18 protein-coding genes, 1 pseudogene and 1 other annotated feature are annotated in these 20,134 nt (G+C 32.9%); of the genes and pseudogenes, 16 read left to right on the top strand and 3 right to left on the bottom strand.

All coding sequences use genetic code 11. The features are described from left to right. Positions 1-9 precede the first annotated feature (9 nt). Complete coding sequence (locus tag AC4BC7_RS07265) at positions 10-315, top strand: DUF1292 domain-containing protein (RefSeq protein ID WP_207941236.1); 306 nt, start codon at positions 10-12, stop codon at positions 313-315. An 84-nt stretch (positions 316-399) separates the two neighbouring features. On the opposite strand, the pseudogene AC4BC7_RS07260 reads toward AC4BC7_RS07265, so the two are convergent. From AC4BC7_RS07260 to AC4BC7_RS07250, 3 genes and pseudogenes are all read right to left on the bottom strand, one after another. Continuing rightward, positions 400-522: pseudogene (locus AC4BC7_RS07260) on the bottom strand (site-specific integrase); the annotation flags it as partial. A 371-nt stretch (positions 523-893) separates the two neighbouring features. Next, on the bottom strand, positions 894-1,379 hold the full coding sequence (locus tag AC4BC7_RS07255; RefSeq protein WP_490504257.1) for a hypothetical protein: 486 nt from the start codon (positions 1,377-1,379) through the stop codon (positions 894-896). Between the two features lie 109 nt (positions 1,380-1,488). Then, the gene (locus tag AC4BC7_RS07250; protein ID WP_207941233.1) at positions 1,489-2,367 is read right to left on the bottom strand and encodes a hypothetical protein; all 879 of its coding nucleotides are present in this window, start codon (positions 2,365-2,367) and stop codon (positions 1,489-1,491) included. Positions 2,368-3,381: 1,014 nt separating this feature from the next. On the opposite strand from AC4BC7_RS07250, the gene AC4BC7_RS07245 reads away from it, so the two are divergent. From AC4BC7_RS07245 to AC4BC7_RS07175, 15 genes are all read left to right on the top strand, one after another. Continuing rightward, positions 3,382-4,191 carry a MetQ/NlpA family ABC transporter substrate-binding protein gene (locus tag AC4BC7_RS07245; protein WP_207941232.1) on the top strand — a complete coding sequence of 270 codons (810 nt, stop codon included), beginning with the start codon at positions 3,382-3,384 and terminating at the stop codon, positions 4,189-4,191. Between the two features lie 98 nt (positions 4,192-4,289). Continuing rightward, complete coding sequence (locus AC4BC7_RS07240; protein ID WP_490504256.1) at positions 4,290-5,030, top strand: methyltransferase domain-containing protein; 741 nt, start codon at positions 4,290-4,292, stop codon at positions 5,028-5,030. 58 nt (positions 5,031-5,088) lie between these two features. Then, complete coding sequence (locus AC4BC7_RS07235; protein ID WP_207941230.1) at positions 5,089-5,538, top strand: MarR family winged helix-turn-helix transcriptional regulator; 450 nt, start codon at positions 5,089-5,091, stop codon at positions 5,536-5,538. 87 nt (positions 5,539-5,625) lie between these two features. Continuing rightward, the gene (locus AC4BC7_RS07230) at positions 5,626-6,813 is read left to right on the top strand and encodes an MFS transporter (protein WP_490504255.1); all 1,188 of its coding nucleotides are present in this window, start codon (positions 5,626-5,628) and stop codon (positions 6,811-6,813) included. 320 nt (positions 6,814-7,133) lie between these two features. Continuing rightward, positions 7,134-7,835, top strand: a complete 702-nt coding sequence (locus AC4BC7_RS07225) for a polyphosphate polymerase domain-containing protein (RefSeq protein ID WP_207941228.1) — start codon at positions 7,134-7,136, stop codon at positions 7,833-7,835. Between the two features lie 22 nt (positions 7,836-7,857). Beyond that, a complete protein-coding gene (locus AC4BC7_RS07220) occupies positions 7,858-8,538 on the top strand; it encodes a DUF4956 domain-containing protein (RefSeq protein ID WP_207941227.1) in 681 nt (226 codons plus the stop codon). Positions 8,539-8,549: 11 nt separating this feature from the next. Then, positions 8,550-10,133 (top strand): CotH kinase family protein, encoded by a 1,584-nt coding sequence (locus tag AC4BC7_RS07215; protein ID WP_207941226.1) that lies wholly within the window; start codon positions 8,550-8,552, stop codon positions 10,131-10,133. A 12-nt stretch (positions 10,134-10,145) separates the two neighbouring features. Then, the gene (locus tag AC4BC7_RS07210; protein WP_207941225.1) at positions 10,146-11,546 is read left to right on the top strand and encodes an MBOAT family O-acyltransferase; all 1,401 of its coding nucleotides are present in this window, start codon (positions 10,146-10,148) and stop codon (positions 11,544-11,546) included. 22 nt (positions 11,547-11,568) lie between these two features. Beyond that, the gene (locus tag AC4BC7_RS07205; RefSeq protein ID WP_207941224.1) at positions 11,569-12,744 is read left to right on the top strand and encodes an alginate O-acetyltransferase AlgX-related protein; all 1,176 of its coding nucleotides are present in this window, start codon (positions 11,569-11,571) and stop codon (positions 12,742-12,744) included. Between the two features lie 6 nt (positions 12,745-12,750). Next, a complete protein-coding gene (locus AC4BC7_RS07200; protein WP_490504254.1) occupies positions 12,751-13,602 on the top strand; it encodes a ComEC/Rec2 family competence protein in 852 nt (283 codons plus the stop codon). 4 nt (positions 13,603-13,606) lie between these two features. Beyond that, positions 13,607-15,976 carry a glycosyltransferase family 2 protein gene (locus AC4BC7_RS07195; RefSeq protein ID WP_490504252.1) on the top strand — a complete coding sequence of 790 codons (2,370 nt, stop codon included), beginning with the start codon at positions 13,607-13,609 and terminating at the stop codon, positions 15,974-15,976. A 52-nt stretch (positions 15,977-16,028) separates the two neighbouring features. Then, positions 16,029-17,054 carry a glycoside hydrolase family 5 protein gene (locus tag AC4BC7_RS07190; RefSeq protein ID WP_490504250.1) on the top strand — a complete coding sequence of 342 codons (1,026 nt, stop codon included), beginning with the start codon at positions 16,029-16,031 and terminating at the stop codon, positions 17,052-17,054. A 164-nt stretch (positions 17,055-17,218) separates the two neighbouring features. Further along, positions 17,219-18,376 carry a GGDEF domain-containing protein gene (locus tag AC4BC7_RS07185; RefSeq protein ID WP_490504249.1) on the top strand — a complete coding sequence of 386 codons (1,158 nt, stop codon included), beginning with the start codon at positions 17,219-17,221 and terminating at the stop codon, positions 18,374-18,376. A 58-nt stretch (positions 18,377-18,434) separates the two neighbouring features. Further along, positions 18,435-18,670: a binding site (T-box leader), on the top strand. A 94-nt stretch (positions 18,671-18,764) separates the two neighbouring features. Next, a complete protein-coding gene (locus AC4BC7_RS07180; protein ID WP_490504248.1) occupies positions 18,765-19,622 on the top strand; it encodes a MetQ/NlpA family ABC transporter substrate-binding protein in 858 nt (285 codons plus the stop codon). A gap of 89 nt (positions 19,623-19,711) precedes the next feature. Further along, positions 19,712-20,101, top strand: a complete 390-nt coding sequence (locus tag AC4BC7_RS07175) for a DUF6157 family protein (RefSeq protein ID WP_207941215.1) — start codon at positions 19,712-19,714, stop codon at positions 20,099-20,101. Positions 20,102-20,134 lie beyond the last annotated feature (33 nt).

The following is a 20,134-nucleotide window of genomic DNA, read 5'->3' as shown; positions in this document are numbered from 1 at the left end:
AAAAAGAACATGACAGAACATACACATGATCATAACCATGAAGGACATGAACACATTACTTTAGTAGATGACCAAGGTAATGAAACACTTTACGAAATCTTATTAACAATTGATGGTGAAGAAGAATTCGGACGCAATTATGTATTATTATATCCAGCTGGAGTACCAGAAGACGAAGAAGTAGAATTACAAGCATATGCTTACGTTGAAAATGCCGATGGTACTGAAGGCGACTTAGAAGAAATCAAAACAGATAAAGAGTGGGACATGATCGAAGAAGTGTTCAACACTTTCATGGCTGAAGAAGAAGAATAAGCTTTAAATGATTGCTGAACCCTTGATGGATAAGGGTTCAGCTTTTTTGTGTTTTTGTTTGAACACGAGATTGAATACGTTCTGCTAGAAATTTAGGTGCTCTGCAAGCTTTTCTACGGTTTTTTCTTTGGTTTCTTTAGTTAAGTGAGCGTAAGTATCCATTGTTAATTTAAGTGATGAATGTCTAAGGCGATTCTGAGCTTCCTTCGCAGTAAAGTTTTATCGCAATCTGCTCTATAGGTACTTCTTTTTGATTCCAAGTATTGGAAGAGACTTTCTAGTTGATCCCGTTAAAGCATTTTGCATGTCTTCTACGCTTTCAGGCTGGTAAGTATCAACAATGGACTGGGTTAACTCTACAGATTTTTTGTCTCGTTTTTTTCTAATCACTCCTCGTTTAATTTTGGATGAAATTAAAAAGAAAAACTGTGCAGCTGCTTCATCTAGAATTAGCAACTTACACAGTTTATCTTATACCCCCATTTTGTACATCTTAAAAAGGCTTTATCAACATTTTAAATTTAAAAAGTAGTTTAAATAGGATTTTGGCTACCAAATCACTTATATCTTGCAGTGTTTCAATCCATCATCTGATATTCATGAGTATACAAACCATTTGCTAATGATACCTCATGAATTAATTTTTCCGTTGTTTCATCAGCTGTGATGTAAATAATACACATTTCTCCAACAAAAAGTAACAGAGATAAACTAGGAACTGAAATTATTGTTGCGTCATGGTCATTTAACGAATAAATAATCGCTTCGTCAAGTGTTTTATAGTCTGTCGTAGTAGCGGCTAATTTAAGTAAAGTAAAATCTTTCTCTTCAAATTGTGTACGTTCTAAGAAAATAGTATCTCCATAACCCAAGATAGTCATCAATGAACGTCTAAATCTTTTTAAATAGTCGAAATAATTATTTCGTTGTTTTTCATCAGTAGAATATCGATTAAAGTCAAATTCGTATAAATAAAGCTTGCTATCCATTCTCTTTGGAAGATGATCAATGCATTTATACAGATACTTTTTCTTAGGCGTTAAATACAAAAAATGTTCTGACATAAACCCCGGCTCACAAAGATTCTTCTCTTCAAAAATTTGTTTTCCATGGGTATAAGATTCTCGATATAACTCTTCATTTGACATATAGTTCCTCACTTCATTTTATATTTTATTTTGAAATTATTTTTCCGTTTCCATCAACAGAAGCCTTTCGATTTCCTTGTTTATCTTTTATTTTCCACTTCTTTCCCGCGTGATTAGTATCATCCTTTTCCTTTATCCAACCAGACTTAGGCTCTTTCCATGTAGGTCTATTACGTCCAGTTACTTTTTGATTAAAATCTCTTACTCTTACATTTCCGTTTGCATCTAGTAAACGTTTAGGAATACCATATTTATAGACTATATAATCAACATAAGTGACAGATTTTTGATAATTATATGAAGTTGTAGACTTAGTTTTTGGTCGAGGTTTTGAGTTTACGTAGTTTCTAATTGAAGTATATGCCCAGTGCCCCGCTTTTACAATATTTTTTGAGAGAATATAGGTACCATAAACTGCTCCTACTGATGCAACTGCAACGACTGCGACTTGACCAACTCCCGGTACAGGATATAACCAAACCGTTGCTTGTCCTATAGCTGGGATAAAGAATGCCGTCCCGACACTAAAAGTACCTACACTTGGCTGATCATCAGTAAGTTTCACTTCTAACTCAGTTGGCTCCACCATTCCATCTAATAGCTCTTCAAATTCCTCTGGAGTATAATAAATACCATCAATGTAAACACCAGTATCTGTGAATTCAACGTCAGGATTATTTTCATTATTCAAATACTCAACAATAAAATCAGTTAAAGACTCCTCATTCAAATCTTCATCTAGAACCTCAGGCAACTGGTCAGTATCATCTTCCTCTGAAAATAATTCCTCCACAGTATTTTCAGAATTTACAATGTTATCAGCGTAAACCATGCTAGCCCCTGAATGCATAACAACAGACAATGGTAAAATAAGTGACATGAATACAATGATGATTTTTTTCATTAATAAAAACGCCTTTCAATTTTATAATCAGAGTATCTTCTTTTTTTTCTCGTTAAAATCAAAAATAGCCCAAACGTTGAATATCTTGTCCTGAACGTTAAGAAATTTAGTACTACCAGAAGGTATATCTTTATTCTCTTTACATCAACGATTTATTTACCGGACGATAGAAAATTAAAAATATGGCATAAATAGTAGATGGAGAGCTATTCTTCAATCAGCCAACTTGCCATGTTGTGGTAATGATTTGAGGTAATGACAGAATATAATTTTATCTAACGCAGTGGAATTATATGAATCATTAAATACTGATTCCACACGTTTTATTCCTCTGTAAAACATTATAAAACAAAAATTTGTTTAACCAGGTCTTATGATTTCTTACCAAAAGCACGCCACGCAACTTGAATACGACCAGAAAACCAATCAATAAGAATTATCATCAATAAAGTGATTAACTCTATTCAAAAATCATTTAAATATCAACTATCTTCAACTAATATAAATGAACTTAATTTCATGGCTGAAGAAGAATAGACCTGAAATACTAACTGCACCCTTGATGAAGGGTGCAGCTTTTTTTATAAAAAGCAAAAGAAATTTATACCTGTAAGTTTCATGGGAATATTCTAAAATGTTGACAGTGAAGCGTTGCTTTGATAAGATGAGATTACTCTAATTTAATCTCATTAAACACTCATGGAGATAAGTACATTCGAAACCATTTAAAGAGAGCTCGTAAATGCTGAAAGCGGGTAATGTGTGAACAATGGAAAATGGTCTTTAATAAGAATTATTCTAAGTGGCATGGCCGAGTGGAAACATTAAGTCGTGACGGATGCACCCGTTAAACATGCAATGGTATCGGAAAAGTTTCCTGTACTGTATAAGGGAAAAATGGCGACGTTTTTCTGAAATCTAGGTGGTAACACGTATTGGAATACGTCCTTGCTTAAACTGTTGTTTAAGTGAGGGCTTTTTTTATTGGAACAAACATTATAAGGGGGAGATAAAATGAAGAAACAAGTACTTTTAGGATTAGGATTAAGCGCATTATTTTTATTGGGAGCGTGTGGTAAAAAAGAAAGTAGTGCAATTGAGCAACCGTTGACAATTGGTGTGACAAGTGGTCCGCATGAAGAAATTATTAAACATGTGCAAGAAACGGCGAGCAAAGATGGCTTTGAAATTGAAGTGAAAGTGTTTGATGATTTTGTTGCACCCAATCGTGCGTTGGCTGACGGTGATTTAGATGCGAATTTATTCCAAACAAAACCATATTTAACAGAAATAGTTCAGACAGAAGGGTTTGAACTAGAACCGTTATCGCCCACTATTACTTTACCGATGGCTGTATATTCAGATTCATTGACTTCATTGGACGAAGTTAAAAAAGGTGCGAAAGTGGGGCTTCCAAATTCAGCAACCCAAGAAGGTCGTGCGTTGTTAGTCTTGCAAGATGCGGGATTGATTACTTTACCAGAAGGGGTAGGTCAAGAAGTAACAGTAAATGATGTCAAAGAAAATCCCTATGAGTTAGAATTTATTTTAGTTGATGCAGCACAACTTTTATTACGATTAAAAGATTTAGATTTTGCAGTGGTCAATTCAAATTATGCGATTGATGCTGGTTATTTCCCAGATGATTCTGCTCTTTTTGTAGAAAATTCAGAAGACTTAAAGCAAGCGAACTATCTAGTAACACGTAAAGAAGATGCGGACGAAGAAATTTTCCGAGAATTTTTAGAATATTATCAAACGGAAGAAGTGAAACAATTTATTTTAGACAAATATCGTGGGGCAGTCATTCCTTCTTGGGATTAGACCCGTATGAAACTACTCTTTTGTGGAAGGGTAGTTTTTTTACAATTCTAAACATAATATGATATAGTTAGTCTAATTTTTTAGTTGGAGGGGATTAGATGAAATGGAATGCACTGATTTATGACACACATCATGATTTTGTTGCGGAATATGGTAAAGGTTTATTAGAACTTATTCCATTAAATCAAGAACAACGAATTCTTGATTTAGGATGTGGAACCGGGACATTAACTAAACAGCTGACAAACTATGGCAATGTTCTTGGTGTAGATGGTTCGGCATCTATGATTGCACAAGCAAAAAAACGTTACCCAGAAGTGGTATTTCAAGTCATGGATGCGTTACAACTTCCATTTGAAAATGAATGGGAGGTTATTTTTTCAAATGCAGTATTTCATTGGATCAATAATCATCAACAACTTTTATCATCGATCTATCAAGCGTTAGTACCAGAAGGGCAATTGATTTGTGAGTTTGGTGCTTATGGAAACATTCAAGTAATCGAAGAAAGTTTTCAATTAGCTTTAGAAAAACGAAATTGTGCGTATCAATCAAAATTTACTTTTCCAAAAACAGCTGATTTTGCAAAACTATTAGAAAATCAAGGCTTTATCATTGATGCTATAGTTGATTACGATCGTCCAACAGTTCTATCAGGGGGCGAACAGGGATTAGCAATTTGGGGAAAACAATTTTTTGAAACGGAATTAGCTATGTTCTCAGAAGTAGAACAAGAGCAGATTCTCACTGATTTTGTTGAAACTGCTCATGAAAAATTATGGCAAGAGAGTGATTGGATTGCTGACTATCGCCGATTACGTGTAGTTGCGCATAAATAGGAAGGAATTTGCAATCATTTGGAAATCTTGCTATGCTTGGTTGGAAAGAAGGGATTGCATGGATCGACGACAACAATTAGTTAGTGAATTAATGGACTTATGTCATGAAATTACGTGGTTAAATAAACCAGTATTGGAAAAAGCTTTAAGTGATTATACATTAAGTGAAATTGAAATGATTGAACATATTGCACTCATTCCTTATGCAAATGTGACGAAACTAGCAGCTGCTAGCTATATGACCCGTGGAGCTATTAGCAAATTAGCAAAAAAATTAATCAAACAAGAATTAATTGAAAGCTACCAACAAGCTGAAAATAAAAAAGAGATTTATTTTCGATTAACCAAAGCCGGACAAGAAATTAATCAAATACATCAGGAATTGCATCAAACATTTCTTGAAAGAGATAAAACTGTTTTTCAACATATGACGGATGATGAATTTGATACTGTATTTCGCTTTATTGGACGTTATCGCTATCATTTAAAAAATATCACAGAAGAGTGATATTTTTTTATTTCTTTATTGTTGACTAGGAAACAAAAGTGGTTTAAAGTTATTTTTGTTGACCAAGAAACAATAAGGAGTGATTACATGAATTCAACTATTAATAAACATGCTTTAACATTTGGTTTTATTTCCGTTTTTCTTACAGGGGTGGGTTTGACGATTGTTAGTCCCGTGCTACCATTTATCGTCGAGACGTACACCACGAATGCACATAGCCAAGCAACAGTAGTCACATTACTGATGGCAATGTATGCTCTGGCCGTTTTTTTAGCAGCACCTTTATTAGGAAAGTTAAGTGATCGTTATGGTCGTCGTCCAGTTATGATTTTGAGTTTATTAGGGTCTGCATTTGGTTATTTTATTTTTGGCTTAGGTGGTTCGATAATGCTTTTATTTATCGGACGCTTGATTGAAGGGATTACTGGTGGTGAAATTTCAGCTATCTTTGCTTATTTTTCAGATATTACACCAGTTAGTGAACGCACCAAATATTTTGGCTGGATTAGTGCGTTAGTCGGTGTTGGTACAGCTATTGGTCCAAGTCTGGGCGGTTTTTTAGCAACATTTGGGAACCATATTCCAATGTATGCAGGAGCTGTTATTACGTTACTAAATGCTATTTATGGGTATTTTTTTATGCCTGAAACGTTAGATAAGTCGCAACGTTTAACAAGTATTTCGATCCAACAGATGAATCCTTTGCGAGAGTTAGTGCATTTATTGACACAGAAAGCTGTAAAATGGCTTTTACTTACGGGCTTTTTCATATGGGTTCCTAATGGTTCATTACAAGCAATTTTTTCTCAATTTTCAATCGATACATTTGCTTGGCAACCAACATTTATTGGATTTCTTTTTTCAATTTTAGGAATTTTGGATATTTTTTCACAGGCGTTTATTATGCCAAGAATGTTAACGAAATTATCTGACAAACAAATTGCGACAGTAGGTATGATTAGCGAAACAATTGGTTATGGATTGATTGCGTTATCGGCCATTTTTTCTGTGGTACCTATTTTCATTATAGGGATGACTTTATTTGGGATTGGTGATGCTATTTTCGGTCCCGCCTTTAATGGATTGCTATCTAAATCGGTGGCCGCTAATGAACAAGGTCGCGTGCAAGGTGGCGCACAGAGTATTCAAGCTCTTGCACGCGTCATCGGTCCAGTGATTGGTGGTCAAGGGTACGCGATAATTAGTCATACAATGCCTGCTTTCATGGGAATGATTTTAATTAGTATGGCAATAATGATTTTAACTAAAAAATAATAAAGACAAACGAAATTCTTTTGAGAGTTTCGTTTTTTGTTTGATAAAAGTAAAAGAATTTATTGACTTAATATGAATTAACACCTAGTATCTCGATAAACAAATTGCGATGGTAATTTTATCAGACAAGATTAGCAAAAAGACATAGACAGATTCAGATGGTTTTAGGATAAATAAGAAAATAAAAATAGCGTCATCCATCTATTTATATCGTATAATTAATAAGGACATAAAATTTTTGTAAATGTAATTTTTATGAAGTTTAAATTCTAGTTAAAAAATCGACAAATAGTATGTTTTTGAAATAAAGGAGAAATTTTATGAAACAAATGTTAGATGTTACGAGGCGTGAAATAAAATATCGTATTTCCTTAGAAACTGCATTACTTACACAACAATATTTATCGCAAATATTACCCCAAGATAGTCACAATGGCGTAGATGGCTATCTTGTACGATCTCTTTATTTTGATAGTTTATATCACGATGACTTAGAAGAAAAATTAGAAGGAATTGAAGAACGACAAAAAATACGTCTACGTGTTTACTCTCCGCAAGATCAATTGGTAAAACTAGAAATAAAAGAAAAAAATGGCGACTGGCAACAAAAGCGTTCTTTAACAATTGCAAAAAAAGAAGCGATTCGATTAATTGCGTGTGATTATACGGTTCTACAAGAAATTAATCATTCACTGGCACAAAATCTATATTATAAGATGACAACTGAACTATATAGGCCTCAAGTAATTGTTCAATATAATCGTTATGCTTTTATGATGGATGTAAACGATACACGAGTGACTTTTGATCAAAAATTAGTAGCTAGTGAAAGTAGTTTTGATTTATTTGGCGAATCGGATACTTTTTATCCTGTAGGTTTTCCAGATGATGTGACACTAGAAATAAAATATAATCATTTTTTATTGTCACATATACGTGAACTATTGGATAGTATTGATAAATCTTCACAATCATATAGTAAGTATGTAATGTCGCGTTTTATTAGTCACACAACTGAATAAATTAATGTAGAGGAGAACAATTATGAGAGACGTTTTGTTAGAATTATTAAAATCAAATCAAGGAGCATTGACTATTCAGGATATTGTATTGAATTTTTTTATTGCAGGAATTTTAGGAGTAGTTATTTATTTATCTTACCGAATTTCACATGCAGGTGGAATGTATAGTACGAAATTTAATGTGTCTTTAGTTATGTTGACACTGATTACAACTTTAGTCATGAATGTAATTGGAAATAATATTGCGCTATCTTTAGGTATGGTCGGAGCGTTATCGATTGTTCGTTTTAGAACAGCAATTAAGGATTCTCGAGACACTGCATATATTTTCTGGGCAATTGCTGCAGGAATTTGTTGTGGTGTACAAGAATATGTCATTGTGTCGATTGGTTCAGGAGTGATTTTTTTATTTTTAATTTTATTTGGAGCAGTTAAAAGCAATGAACGTTATTTATTAATTTTACGTGGTGATAGTAGTTCTGAAAATTTAGTTGAACAGGAAATGGAGCAATTATTTTTAGGAAAAGTTCGTTATCGTGTGAAAAATATCAGTAATGGTTCATTGGAATATATTTATGAATTATCAGAAAAGCAATTACAAAATGCGGATAAGAAAGTATCTTCTACATCTGCATATTTAAGTAATATTACTGGTATTAAGACTGTAAGTATTGTTAGCCAAAATGATGAAATGAGTCGATAGGTTGTGAAGAGATGAAATATAATCGTAAAAAAACAATGATTACTATTGTAGTATTACTTGTAATAGTTATTTTTGTTTCATTACTCACTCAAATACCTCAATCTAAAAAAATGAACAGTATATATGAACAACCATTGGAAGAAGCGCCTTTAAAAAAGAATCCGCTGCAAGGAATTAATAAGCAGTGGGAAGTAGACGAAAGTTTTTCAACTAATCTTCCTATTATTGTCATTGATACAGGAAATGAAAAACCACCAATCAGCATGAAGCAAGAAAAAGATGGTGTCTTTGTACCTATTCCTGAAGTAACGCCTTATCGATCAGGAACATTTAAAATTATTGATACAGGAAAAGAAAATCATATTACAGATAGAGCTGAAGTAGAGAGTTTAATTCAAATAAAACGTCGAGGAAATAGCTCGATGCTTTATGAAAAAGCGCAATATCTAATCAAATTAGTAACTGAATCAGGTCAAGAACGTTATCTAGATTTTTTTGGAATGGGTTCAGATCAAGAATGGATACTCAATGGATCGTTAATGGATAAAAGTATGATGCGTAATTATTTAGCACTACGTCTGACGGATAAAATTATGCCTTATACACCGGAATCTGTTTATACAGAAGTAATTTATCATGAACATGGGCGCTATTACTATGAAGGAGTACATCTGTTAATGGAAAATGTGCGTCAGGGAAACGATAGAGTAGCTATTGAACCGGCTAAAAATGCTGATTCATTTCCTTCCTATATTGCTAGAAGAGATCGTATTGCTGAAGATGAAGTTATTTTGGATACATGGGCAACTAGAAAAAAATTAAGTGCTAATTATTTAGGTCTGATTTATCCAAGTAAGAAAAATGTGACGCAAAAAGAAATTGATTTTGTAACAGAAGATTTAAGTAAAATTGAGCAGGTTATTTATTCAAATGATCCAGATATTTTTGCCACTTATTCACGTTATATTGATGTCGCTTCTTTTGTTGATTATTTCTTAGTTAATGAGTTCTTTGCAAGTTATGATTCTGGATTAAATTCGACCTATATGTACAAAGATAAAGGTCAAAAACTAAAAATGGGTCCGGTTTGGGATTTTGATGGCACGATGGATAATTATCTTCATGAACCATTAGAGTACAAAGTGACTTCATTTCAAGTAAGTCCATGGTTTGATCGCTTAATTAAGGATAAGCATTTTATTAAGCTTCTACAAAAACGTTATGCTGAATTACGAAGAGGCGCTTTTTCAGATGAAAATGTTTTGAATACTGTGGATATGATTACAGCCCATTTAGGTGATGCTATTGATAGAGAATGGACACGTTGGGGGCATATATATACGACTGAAAATAAATTGAGTTTAGACAATTTTGGTGAGAACGATGAATTCGTACGAAATGCCATAGAATATCGTGTGGAAATGTATCGTTTAAAAACAGCTATTTTAAAACATGCGACCTCTATAGGACCGTATTTAAATATATTAGAAAAAGATACAAAAATGGATACAGGAATAACGTATTATATGCCATTACTATTATTAGTTGCTGTCCTTGGTTTTGCTTTACCAGCATTTAAAGCATCAAGGAAATAGGAGGACTGAAGCATGCGATTTGAAACGATTTCTTTTATCACTCTCTTTTTACCGTTAACATTAGTAATATATTATAGCGTAGCTCGCTTTTTGAAAATTCAAAATGGATTGCTACTTTTAGCTAGTTTATTATTTTATTATGTAGGAACAACCAATTTTTTTGCTAGTGTTATTTTAGTTAGTTGTATTATTTGGAATTGGCTAGGAGGCCTTTTTTTAGAAAGACAAATGAAGAGAAATAAATATGTAAGAAGTGCGTTGTATATCGGAATAGGCGGTAATCTGTTCATTCTTGTAAGTTGTCGTGTTCTTAATCAATGGTCAGAAATTACGAATCAATTATTTAATCATTGGATGTTACCTTTAGGCATTTCATGGGTAGTTTTACAAGGGATAGGTTATTGCATGGAAGTGTTTCTTAAGGAGACAACGGCGGAAAAGAATATTTTTATGATTGCGCTGTATATAGCATTTTTTCCCAAAATAGCCTATGGGCCATTAATTGATTTTTCAATAATGAAAAATCAATTTCTAATGCGCAACTATGAGATAAGCATATTTGTAGAAGGGATTCGTCGATTTGTTATTGGTTTGTCAAAAAAAGTATTGATAGCCGATCAATTTGCCTATTTTTTAAACTATGCGTTTGTGCAATCCTCTCTTGATAATACCGTCATACAATCCTCAGTCACAATGGCGTGGTTAGCATTGTTTGTAAATGGCATCTATTATTACTTCCTTTTATCTGGATACGCGGATATGGCTATCGGACTGGCGAAAATGTTTGGTTTTTCTTTACCAGAAAACTTTGATAATCCATTTATTGCGACTTCTTTAACAGATTTTTGGAAACGTTGGAATATCACCTTAATTCGTTGGTTTAGAAAATATTTTTTCAGTTTAGTTAATCTGAAGAAAAATCGTGATCAAGTTATCATTAATTTATTTGTTATTTGGTTATTAATTGGTTTATGGTATGGTTTTGGTTGGCAATTTATTTTATGGGGAGCGTTTAACTTTGCTATTTTAATAGTAGAGTATTTCTTTTATTTTTCTGAGAATAACTCTTATATCATTTTACGAAGAGTTTATACAACGTTGACAGTATTTTTGGGTTTTATTTTTTTGAGAAGTCAATCACTCTACCACACTGGTCAATTTTTTAGTGATTTATTTGGTTTAAATAATAATGGGTTTTACGATGCTCGAGTTATGGCATTTATTAGAGAATTATGGATACCTATTATTCTATCTTGTTACATCATGTTTATTCATCCTCTGGTTAAAGAAAAAATAAAGATTACATCAGTAGGATTGCTAAAATTAGGCAATACGATAGGCATTCTATTACTTTATATTCTGTGCTTATTGTTCATGTTGCTAGGATTTCAAGTTAATCAAGTATTTGCTTAAAGAGAGGAGATAATCAGTTATCATGAAGAAACAAAATATGTTAAATCTCTTGCTAATCATTATCTTCTCCAGCTTTACATCAATAGTAGGAATAATAGAGATACAAGCATCCTTTGATAAGCTAAGAGAGACACCACAAATACTTTCAACTACTTCACAACAGGAGATTGAAAAAATTTTGATTGATCAACTGCCTTACAAAAGGCAATTACGTGATGTGTATTCTTTATTGTTACGAGCTCAAGGAAAAGCGGAAGCACGTGATTTTTATATAACGAAAACAGAAGACGGCTATCTTCAACAAGCAAATTACTTTGCAGAAAGTAATCCTAATATAAAAAAATATGCAAAACAATTAGAAAAGATGACGAAAACTTTGAATGACACTACTTTTCTTTATGTAGGAAGCTCCGGAAAGTATATACATGGAGTAAGTAAAATAAGACCTGGTTATCCTACAAATGATGTTGCTTTACAAAATTTAGATGAATTATTTTTAGAATTATCTTATAGACAAATCAATACACTTGATTTACGTAAAACAGTTCCTGAAGAACGAGACACCTATCAGGAATATTATTATAAAACACATAGTATTTGGACAGATGTTGCTGCTTTTCAAGCAACGATTCAAATTATGGATGAACTACAAAAGAAGAACTCAATATTTAATTATGATAAAAAATATGCTTTATCCTCTAACTATCGCAAGGATGTTTATTCTAAAAAAATGGTAGGTGATCAATTACGTTCTACTGGAATTTTTTTTACAACTGTGGATGATTTAGAATTATTTGTACCCAACTTTCCTGTTAATCTGACCTATAAAGATGTATCAAAAAATGTAACTCGTCAAGGAGATTACTATCAAACTGTTATTAATCCTGTAGAATACGCAAGAAAAGATACCACATATTTCAATGCTTCAACTATCTATTTTGGATCTGAATTAAGGCATTTAAAGCTAATAAACAATCAAATAGAGACGGGTGGAAAAATAGTCTTATTAACAGATAATTATTTTTTATCCATTGCTAAATATTTAGCTTTAATGAATAAAGAAGTTGAAGTTATAGTGACTGAAAATGAAACATCCAAAACAATTGAGAAATTAATAGAAAATGAAGAGTTTGATGCGGTAGTAGTAGCAACACAAAGTACATCTATCCAAGATTCCTTTTATAATTTTTACAAGTAAATGGAGGTGAGAGTAATTAAAAATGATTTTTTAGAAAGAAGTTTTATCATCTTTCGTTTTATAATTTTTATTGCTGTGTTGGCAGGAGCTTTTTTTCTAGTTCGCCATTATAATACAGCGAAAGACAATGAACGACCACTAGATGTCTATTTTCTTTCCACAGTTAATGATGCAAATGCTACTTTGCTGACACAAGGAGCAAATACGATTTTAATTGATACAGGAGAACAACAAGACTACCAAGCGTTAAAAAAATTATTAAAAGACGAACAAATCAAAACGATTGATTACTTAATTTTAACGCATCCAGATAAAGATCATGTTGGTGGTGTGTTAAATATCTTACAAGATTTTTCTGTTGTTCATGTAATTATGCCTTATTATGGTAAAGAGCACGAAAACTTGGAAAAAATAACTAACGAACTGACAGCTTTGGAAGTGTCTGTAACCTATCCTTCGAGGACACGTAATTTTGCTTTAGGATCTATAAAATTGACAGTATACCCGCCTTTAGAGAGACATTACAAAAAAGATAATAATTACTCGCTTGCTACTTTAGTTACATATCAACAAACAAATATGCTATTTGTCGGTGATAGTGAATCAAAAAGATTGCAAGAGTTGATGCAAGTTAATTGGCCTACCATAGATTTATATCTAGTTGCACATCATGGGCGTGCTAATTTATCATCAGAATCTTTTATAGAGCAAATTAAACCAAAAATAGCTGTAACTACAGCCTCTAGCAATGACTTAGAAGTACAAAATGCACTAAAAGAGTTAGCATCAACTATTTATTTTACAAACAAACAAACGTTGCATTTCCAAAGCAATGGAGAGGAAATTGAAAGGAAATGAGAATATGAAGTCTATACCTAAAGAAACAAGTAAATTGTATTCTTCGATTTACCCTAAAGAGTCAAAGATTAAAATTTATCGTAATCAATTATGGGTATTACTCACTGTTATCTTAAATATCATTTATTTGTATTGGCGGATTCGCTACACGTTACCTTTGGAGTTTGGGGTGGTATCTATTATCATTGGCGTGTCTTTAGTTATTGTAGAATTTTTAGGAGCATTGGAATCGATGGTTCATTACTACAATATGTATAAGATAGAAAGCCCACAAGTTCCAGATGTGCCGTTAGAATTGTTTCCAGATGTAGATATTTTTATTGCTACGTATACAGAACCAATGGATTTACTTTATAAAACGATTAATGGTTGTAAACACTTAGAATATCCTGATAGAACAAAAATTCACATTTATTTATGTGATGATGGTCATCGACCTGAAGCCAAAAAGTTAGCTGAATCTATGGGGATTCAGTACTTAGATCGTTCTGACAATAAAGGTGCAAAGGCTGGAAACTTGAACCATGCGATGAGTAAAAGTAACTCCCCGTTAATTTTAACAATGGATGCAGATATGATTCCACGCCGAATATTATTAATGCGCTTAGTTCCCTATTTTGTAGATGCCTGGATTAAAAATGAAGGAAAAGAAGAAAAGGATCAAATCAAAATGGGGTTTGTTCAATCGCCACAAACATTTTATAACCCAGATCTATTCCAATACTTCTTGTTTTCTGAAAATCGTATTCCAAATGAACAAGATTATTTCTATAAAGATGTACAAGTATCACGTAATAGATCAAACAGTGTTATCTATGGCGGTTCGAATACTTTACTCAGTCGTGAAGCTTTGAATGATATTGGCGGTTTTTATGAAAAAGCTATTACGGAAGATTTTGCTACAGGAATGTTACTCCAAAAGAAAAATTATCGTTGTTATGCTATGAATGAAGAGTTAGCCAGTGGGTTATCACCAACCGATTTTCCAAGTTTGATTCAGCAACGGATTCGTTGGGCACGTGGATGTATTCAAACAGGACGCAAAATGCATATTTTTTTGACAAAAAATTTCTCTTTATCTCAAAAAGCAAACTATTGGGCGTCAATTTGGTATTGGTATGCGCCAATAAAACGATTAATTTATATTATGTCTCCTATTATGTTTGCAACATTTGGTTATATGGTTATTAAAACTGATTTATTGCATATTTTAATTTTCTGGTTACCTATGTATATCTCAAGCACAGTTACGTTACGAATGATGAGTCGCAATATTAGAACAACGAAGTGGACAAATATTTATGAGACAGCGATGTTTCCATTTTTGTTATTCCCCGTTATAGAGGAATTTTTAGGTATTTCGTTGAAAAAATTTAAAGTAACAAGAAAAGATGGTGTGAATACAGAACAGCAGAATAACTTATTGTATGTACTCCCCTTTTTATTGTTTATTATTTTATCTGTGATTGGAATTGCGAATATTATCTTTATGATTTTAAGAAGTGGTTCTATTGGTCCAATCGTGGTTTTATTTTGGCTCTTAATCAATATATTTAACTTAGTTATGGCAAGCTTTTTTGTTTTAGGTAGAAAATTTCATCGTAAAAGTGAACGTGTGGCTATTTCAGAAGCAGTCGTTTTAAAACCAATTCATGAGGAAGAAATTCACTGTCGTACATTGGATATTTCAGAAGGTGGTGTTTCATTATTTATGGAAAAGCCTATCTTTATGGATCATAAAAAATTGATAAAGTTAACTATCACAACCGATTGTTATCAGGCTGAAGTAGAAGGGAAAATTGTTCATATCGATGAATTTAGAGGCGGATGGAAATATGCTTTTCAAATTGTTGATTATCTAGATAGTAAAGCCGATTATATGCAAATACTTTATGATAGAGTGCATACCCTACCAAAAAATTTACAATCATCGCATAGTACGTTTGATGATTTACGCTTAAATATTGTGCGTCGCATGCAACCAGTTGTTTATTTTAGTCGTAAATCTGCTCGTATTGATATGAATGAACAACTTCCTCTAGTTTCAGGGGGATTTGTTACCATTATTAATTTTAATTTCGAATATCTTGTGACAGACACTGTAAATGTAGATGATGAAATTGAATGTGTCGTATCTGATGGCGTGAACTTTAAATGTAAATACATTAAACAGTTAAATAATAAAAATAAATTATACCAAATTGTAAATATTGATGAACTAACAAGTGATTCAAAGAAACTCCAATTAGTTACACAATGGGCTCAAAAAGCGCATATAAGTAAACAAGTTGATGAGAAACAACAAGTCAATAATACTAGTTTATTAGTTAATGATATATTAGGTGGCGCAGATGAAGATACTCATACTAAATAAACAAATCTATTTTCTCTTGTATCTAGGCTTGTTAATTCTAGGAGGGTGTAATTTGCAGTTAAAGAGTGAAGAAATACGTTTCTCAGAAAAATTGCAAGCAGGTTGGAATTTAGGGAATAGTTTAGATACACACAACCTGAATTTTCAAACAGATAGTCCAACTGATTACGAGACGTATTGGAAAAACCCTCCAACAAATCCTGAAATAATTCAAGATATTCGCAAAGCAGGCTTTCAAACAATTCGTATTCCTGTGACTTGGCAAGAGCATGTCGATGATAATTTTATGATTGATCAAGAGTGGTTAAATCGGGTCACTGAAATTATTGATATGAGTTTAGATGAAGGATTTTATGTGATTTTAAACGCACACCATGATGACTGGTACACACCCGATGAAGCGCATTTAACATCAGCAATCAAAAAAGTGAAACTATTATGGACGCAACTTGGCAATCATTTTGCAGAATATGACACGCATCTTTTATTTGAGAGCATGAATGAACCTCGTTTAATTGGAACAGGAGATGAGTGGGCAACTGGTCCTTATGAGTCGCAAAAAATTGTTAATCAATTAAATGAAGTCTTTGTGGAAACTATTCGCCAATTGGAGGGCTACAATAGGGAACGTTATTTATTATTACCTACCTATGCCGCACGTTTCGAAACAGCAGCTTTGAATGCATTTGAGTTGCCTTCAGGAAAACATTTAATGGTTTCAATTCATTCTTATATACCGGACTATTTTACGCAGACAGATCAAAAAGGAACAACGTTTGACCCTGAAAATTCTAAAGATACGAAATTAATCGATACATTTTTTTCAGATATTAACCAACTATTTATTAATAAAGGTATCCCTGTTGTAATAACAGAGTTTGGAGCGAGTCATAAAAATAATTTAGATGATAGACTGGCCTGGACGCAATATTTCGTAGAGAAAAGTCGGACATTAGATGTTCCCTACATTTGGTGGGATCCAGGTGGCGATAACCCCAAACACCCAGATTTTAGTTTATACGACCGCTATTATCAAAAATGGTTATTTCCTGAACTTGTCGATAGTTTAGTCAATTAAGACACTAGAAGACGTTATTCTAGTGTCTTAATTTGTTAAGGAGCTTTTTATTTTAAACAATTTAATTATAAATCTTACCTTTACGCTATGTTATAATTTATAGATGTTTTAAAATAAGGATAGCACATACACAATTTGTGAATGGAGAAAGGATGGGATAATCTATGGGGAAACGCGAAGAAAATAAAAATCAATTTGCGACTACCCGAATAGTTGAACTGGAAAAAGAATATGAACGAATTAATGTGGAGTGGTTAGGTTTTCATTATAAAATAGCGGTAGCTTTTGTTTTAGCAGCAATTTGTATTGAAATTATTGTAAGTATTATTGTGTTAAAACAACAATTGTCAACAGCTACAACGACTATGTATGTATTGAAATATTTAATCATTCCTACGACTAGTAATATCCTCTTATTAATAACGGGAAATATATTGAGGAAGAATCAGAAGCTTTCACATATGCAACGGTTATATAGTGTCTCTATTATGTTTGTGTTAATTAGTTTTGTCATTACGACGATTCATAATATTTCTTCTCCCGTTTATACCTTATACATTCTACCTATCGTTATTACAGGGATCTATGCAGTTCCTCGTTTGACGATGCGAACGGGTATATTAAGCATTTTCTTGTTTCTAAGTGCAGAATTTCTTATTCCGTGGAATCCTTCTCAAAATACTATTTTTGAGTCACCATTACGTTTGTTGGGAATTGTGTTGATTTTTGCTTTGTTAGTTATGTTTACGCTAATTTTTACAATAGGAATGTATTACTTAGAAAAGAAAAATATTGCTAGTATCAATTTAGAATTAGAACGTTATGAACTGGAGCAACAGCTGTATATTGATGAATTAACTGGTATTTTTAATCGATTGGCATTTAATACTGATTTGACTCGATTAAATGAACAGCTTGTCCCGTCACGTTATGTTTTGACAATTGCTGATATTGACCATTTTAAAAAAATTAACGATCATTATGGTCATTATATTGGGGATGAATGTTTGAAATCTTTTGCGACGGTACTTAATCAGTATTCGCAGGAACCTGTTGTGTATCGTTTTGGTGGGGATGAATTTTGTTTGTTGTTTCAAGAGAATACATTACAAGAAGCGTATGAAATTTGTCTGGAATTACAAAAGCAGATTCAAAAAATTACGATACCAGAACATCCAGAGTTAACGATTACAGCGAGTTTTGGTTTGGCAGAATCGACTTCAACAAAAGGAATGTCGGACTTGTTTCTGCAAGCAGATAGCGCATTATATAAAGCAAAACAAGAACGCAATAAAGTGGTGCTGTTTGAAGAAATGTCCTAAAAGTTATTTAATGATTGACAAACATCGGATTCTATTGTAAATTATGATTCAATAACATATACATCCATTGAAGAGAAGAGTAGTTTTCGAAGTCTTTGTAGAGAGGTTCTGGTTGGTGAAAAGAACTAAGAGGTAGAAAATGAAGATGGTCTCTGAGGATAAATCATCGATATGTAGGTGATTTCGGAAGGTTCAATCGTTATCTTGAACACTATTTCTTGTTTTTTAGGAGATAGATTGAGGGAAGTAGTTACTTCCAAACGAAGGTGGTACCGCGATTTATTCGTCCTTTTGTCAGTTTTACTGATGAAAGGACTTTTTTGTTATCTAAAGGAACACACCGTTTTACGGTTTAAATATAATAAAGAAATTAAAGGGGAGACAAAAGATGAAAAGTTTTAAAAAAGTAATCGGATTAGGAATTTTAGGTGCAACATTTTTAGGATTAGCAGCTTGCTCAAATGGCAGCGGCAATCAAACAGAGGATTCTAGTGCTTCAGCGAGTACAGAAGAGAAAACACCATTAACAGTAGGTGCCAGCTCGACACCACATGCTGAAATTTTAGAACAAGTTAAAGATGATTTAGCAGCAGAAGGAATCGAATTAAATGTTCAAATTTTTGATGATTATGTTTTACCAAATACAGCTTTAAACGATGGCGACTTGGATGCTAATTTCTTCCAACATACACCATATTTAGAAAATTTCAATGAAGAACATGGAACAGACTTAGTTTCTGCTGGAAGCATTCATTTTGAACCACTTGGAATTTATCCAGGTAAAGCGAACTCGTTAGAAGACATTTCAGAAGGTGGCAAAGTTTCTATCCCTAATGATGCAACAAATGGCGCTCGTGCCTTATTATTACTTGAAGCAGCTGGTTTAATCAAATTAAAAGAAGGTGCTGATATTACAACAACATCAAAAGATATTGTTGAAAATCCAAAAAATTTGGAAATTGTTGAATTAGATGCTTCACAAATTGCTCGTGCTGTTCAAGATGTGGATGTAGCGGTTATTAATGCCAACTATGCATTAGAAGCAGGATTTAACGTTGAAGAGGATGCTTTACAAAAAGAAGATAAAGATTCTGAAGCAGCACAAACATATGCCAACATTATTGCTGTGAAAGCTGGTAATGAAGACAGTGAAACAATCAAAGCATTGCTTGCTGCATTACAATCAGACAAAATAAAAGATTATATCAATGAAACATACCAAGGAGCAGTCGTTCCAGTCTTTTAATCCAGAAAAAGAGTTGAAGGTTTTCTTCAGCTCTTTTTGTTTGCACAAAATTTTGTTATAGTAGAAAAAAGTGAGAAAGGATGTTTTCGATGAAAGTTCATACCACAAATTATAGAGATACCTTTATTGAAATTCCTCAAAATAGTCCCATCACAACAGCCGGTATCCCTCCAGAAAGAAAACAAAAAACGATTGCTCGAAAGCAATATGAGTTGTTGATTAATCAACCCTATCAACTCACGTCTGATGAAGTCTTGTATACCACAACTGCTTTCCACAAAGGCATTTCCAAAGAAGAATTTTTTTCAAAAGGACAGCCTTGTTTTCGAGCATCTCCCTTAGTAAAGCAATATGGCTGGGGTGTTCATTTTAATCATGAAGAAAAAATGGCGATTTATCCAATGGAATCAGAGGAATATCAGCGTTTCAAACAAGATTCTAGCTTGAAGCATATTCAATCCATGCGCCAAAAAAGATAACTATCATGTACCAATGGGGTGCATGATTTTTTG

This window comes from Enterococcus sp. AMC1623 (assembly GCF_058216495.1).
This window is presented reverse-complemented; position numbering and strand designations above follow the sequence as displayed.

Excerpts from the sequence above, each read along its gene's own strand:
- AC4BC7_RS07265 (WP_207941236.1), top strand. The coding sequence starts at position 10 with ATGACAGAACATACACATGATCATAACCATGAAGGACATGAACACATT.
- AC4BC7_RS07255 (WP_490504257.1), bottom strand. The coding sequence starts at position 1,379 with ATGTCAGAACATTTTTTGTATTTAACGCCTAAGAAAAAGTATCTGTAT.
- AC4BC7_RS07250 (WP_207941233.1), bottom strand. The coding sequence starts at position 2,367 with ATGAAAAAAATCATCATTGTATTCATGTCACTTATTTTACCATTGTCT.
- AC4BC7_RS07245 (WP_207941232.1), top strand. The coding sequence starts at position 3,382 with ATGAAGAAACAAGTACTTTTAGGATTAGGATTAAGCGCATTATTTTTA.
- AC4BC7_RS07240 (WP_490504256.1), top strand. The coding sequence starts at position 4,290 with ATGAAATGGAATGCACTGATTTATGACACACATCATGATTTTGTTGCG.
- AC4BC7_RS07235 (WP_207941230.1), top strand. The coding sequence starts at position 5,089 with ATGGATCGACGACAACAATTAGTTAGTGAATTAATGGACTTATGTCAT.
- AC4BC7_RS07230 (WP_490504255.1), top strand. The coding sequence starts at position 5,626 with ATGAATTCAACTATTAATAAACATGCTTTAACATTTGGTTTTATTTCC.
- AC4BC7_RS07225 (WP_207941228.1), top strand. The coding sequence starts at position 7,134 with ATGAAACAAATGTTAGATGTTACGAGGCGTGAAATAAAATATCGTATT.
- AC4BC7_RS07220 (WP_207941227.1), top strand. The coding sequence starts at position 7,858 with ATGAGAGACGTTTTGTTAGAATTATTAAAATCAAATCAAGGAGCATTG.
- AC4BC7_RS07215 (WP_207941226.1), top strand. The coding sequence starts at position 8,550 with ATGAAATATAATCGTAAAAAAACAATGATTACTATTGTAGTATTACTT.
- AC4BC7_RS07210 (WP_207941225.1), top strand. The coding sequence starts at position 10,146 with ATGCGATTTGAAACGATTTCTTTTATCACTCTCTTTTTACCGTTAACA.
- AC4BC7_RS07205 (WP_207941224.1), top strand. The coding sequence starts at position 11,569 with ATGAAGAAACAAAATATGTTAAATCTCTTGCTAATCATTATCTTCTCC.
- AC4BC7_RS07195 (WP_490504252.1), top strand. The coding sequence starts at position 13,607 with ATGAAGTCTATACCTAAAGAAACAAGTAAATTGTATTCTTCGATTTAC.
- AC4BC7_RS07185 (WP_490504249.1), top strand. The coding sequence starts at position 17,219 with ATGGGGAAACGCGAAGAAAATAAAAATCAATTTGCGACTACCCGAATA.
- AC4BC7_RS07180 (WP_490504248.1), top strand. The coding sequence starts at position 18,765 with ATGAAAAGTTTTAAAAAAGTAATCGGATTAGGAATTTTAGGTGCAACA.
- AC4BC7_RS07175 (WP_207941215.1), top strand. The coding sequence starts at position 19,712 with ATGAAAGTTCATACCACAAATTATAGAGATACCTTTATTGAAATTCCT.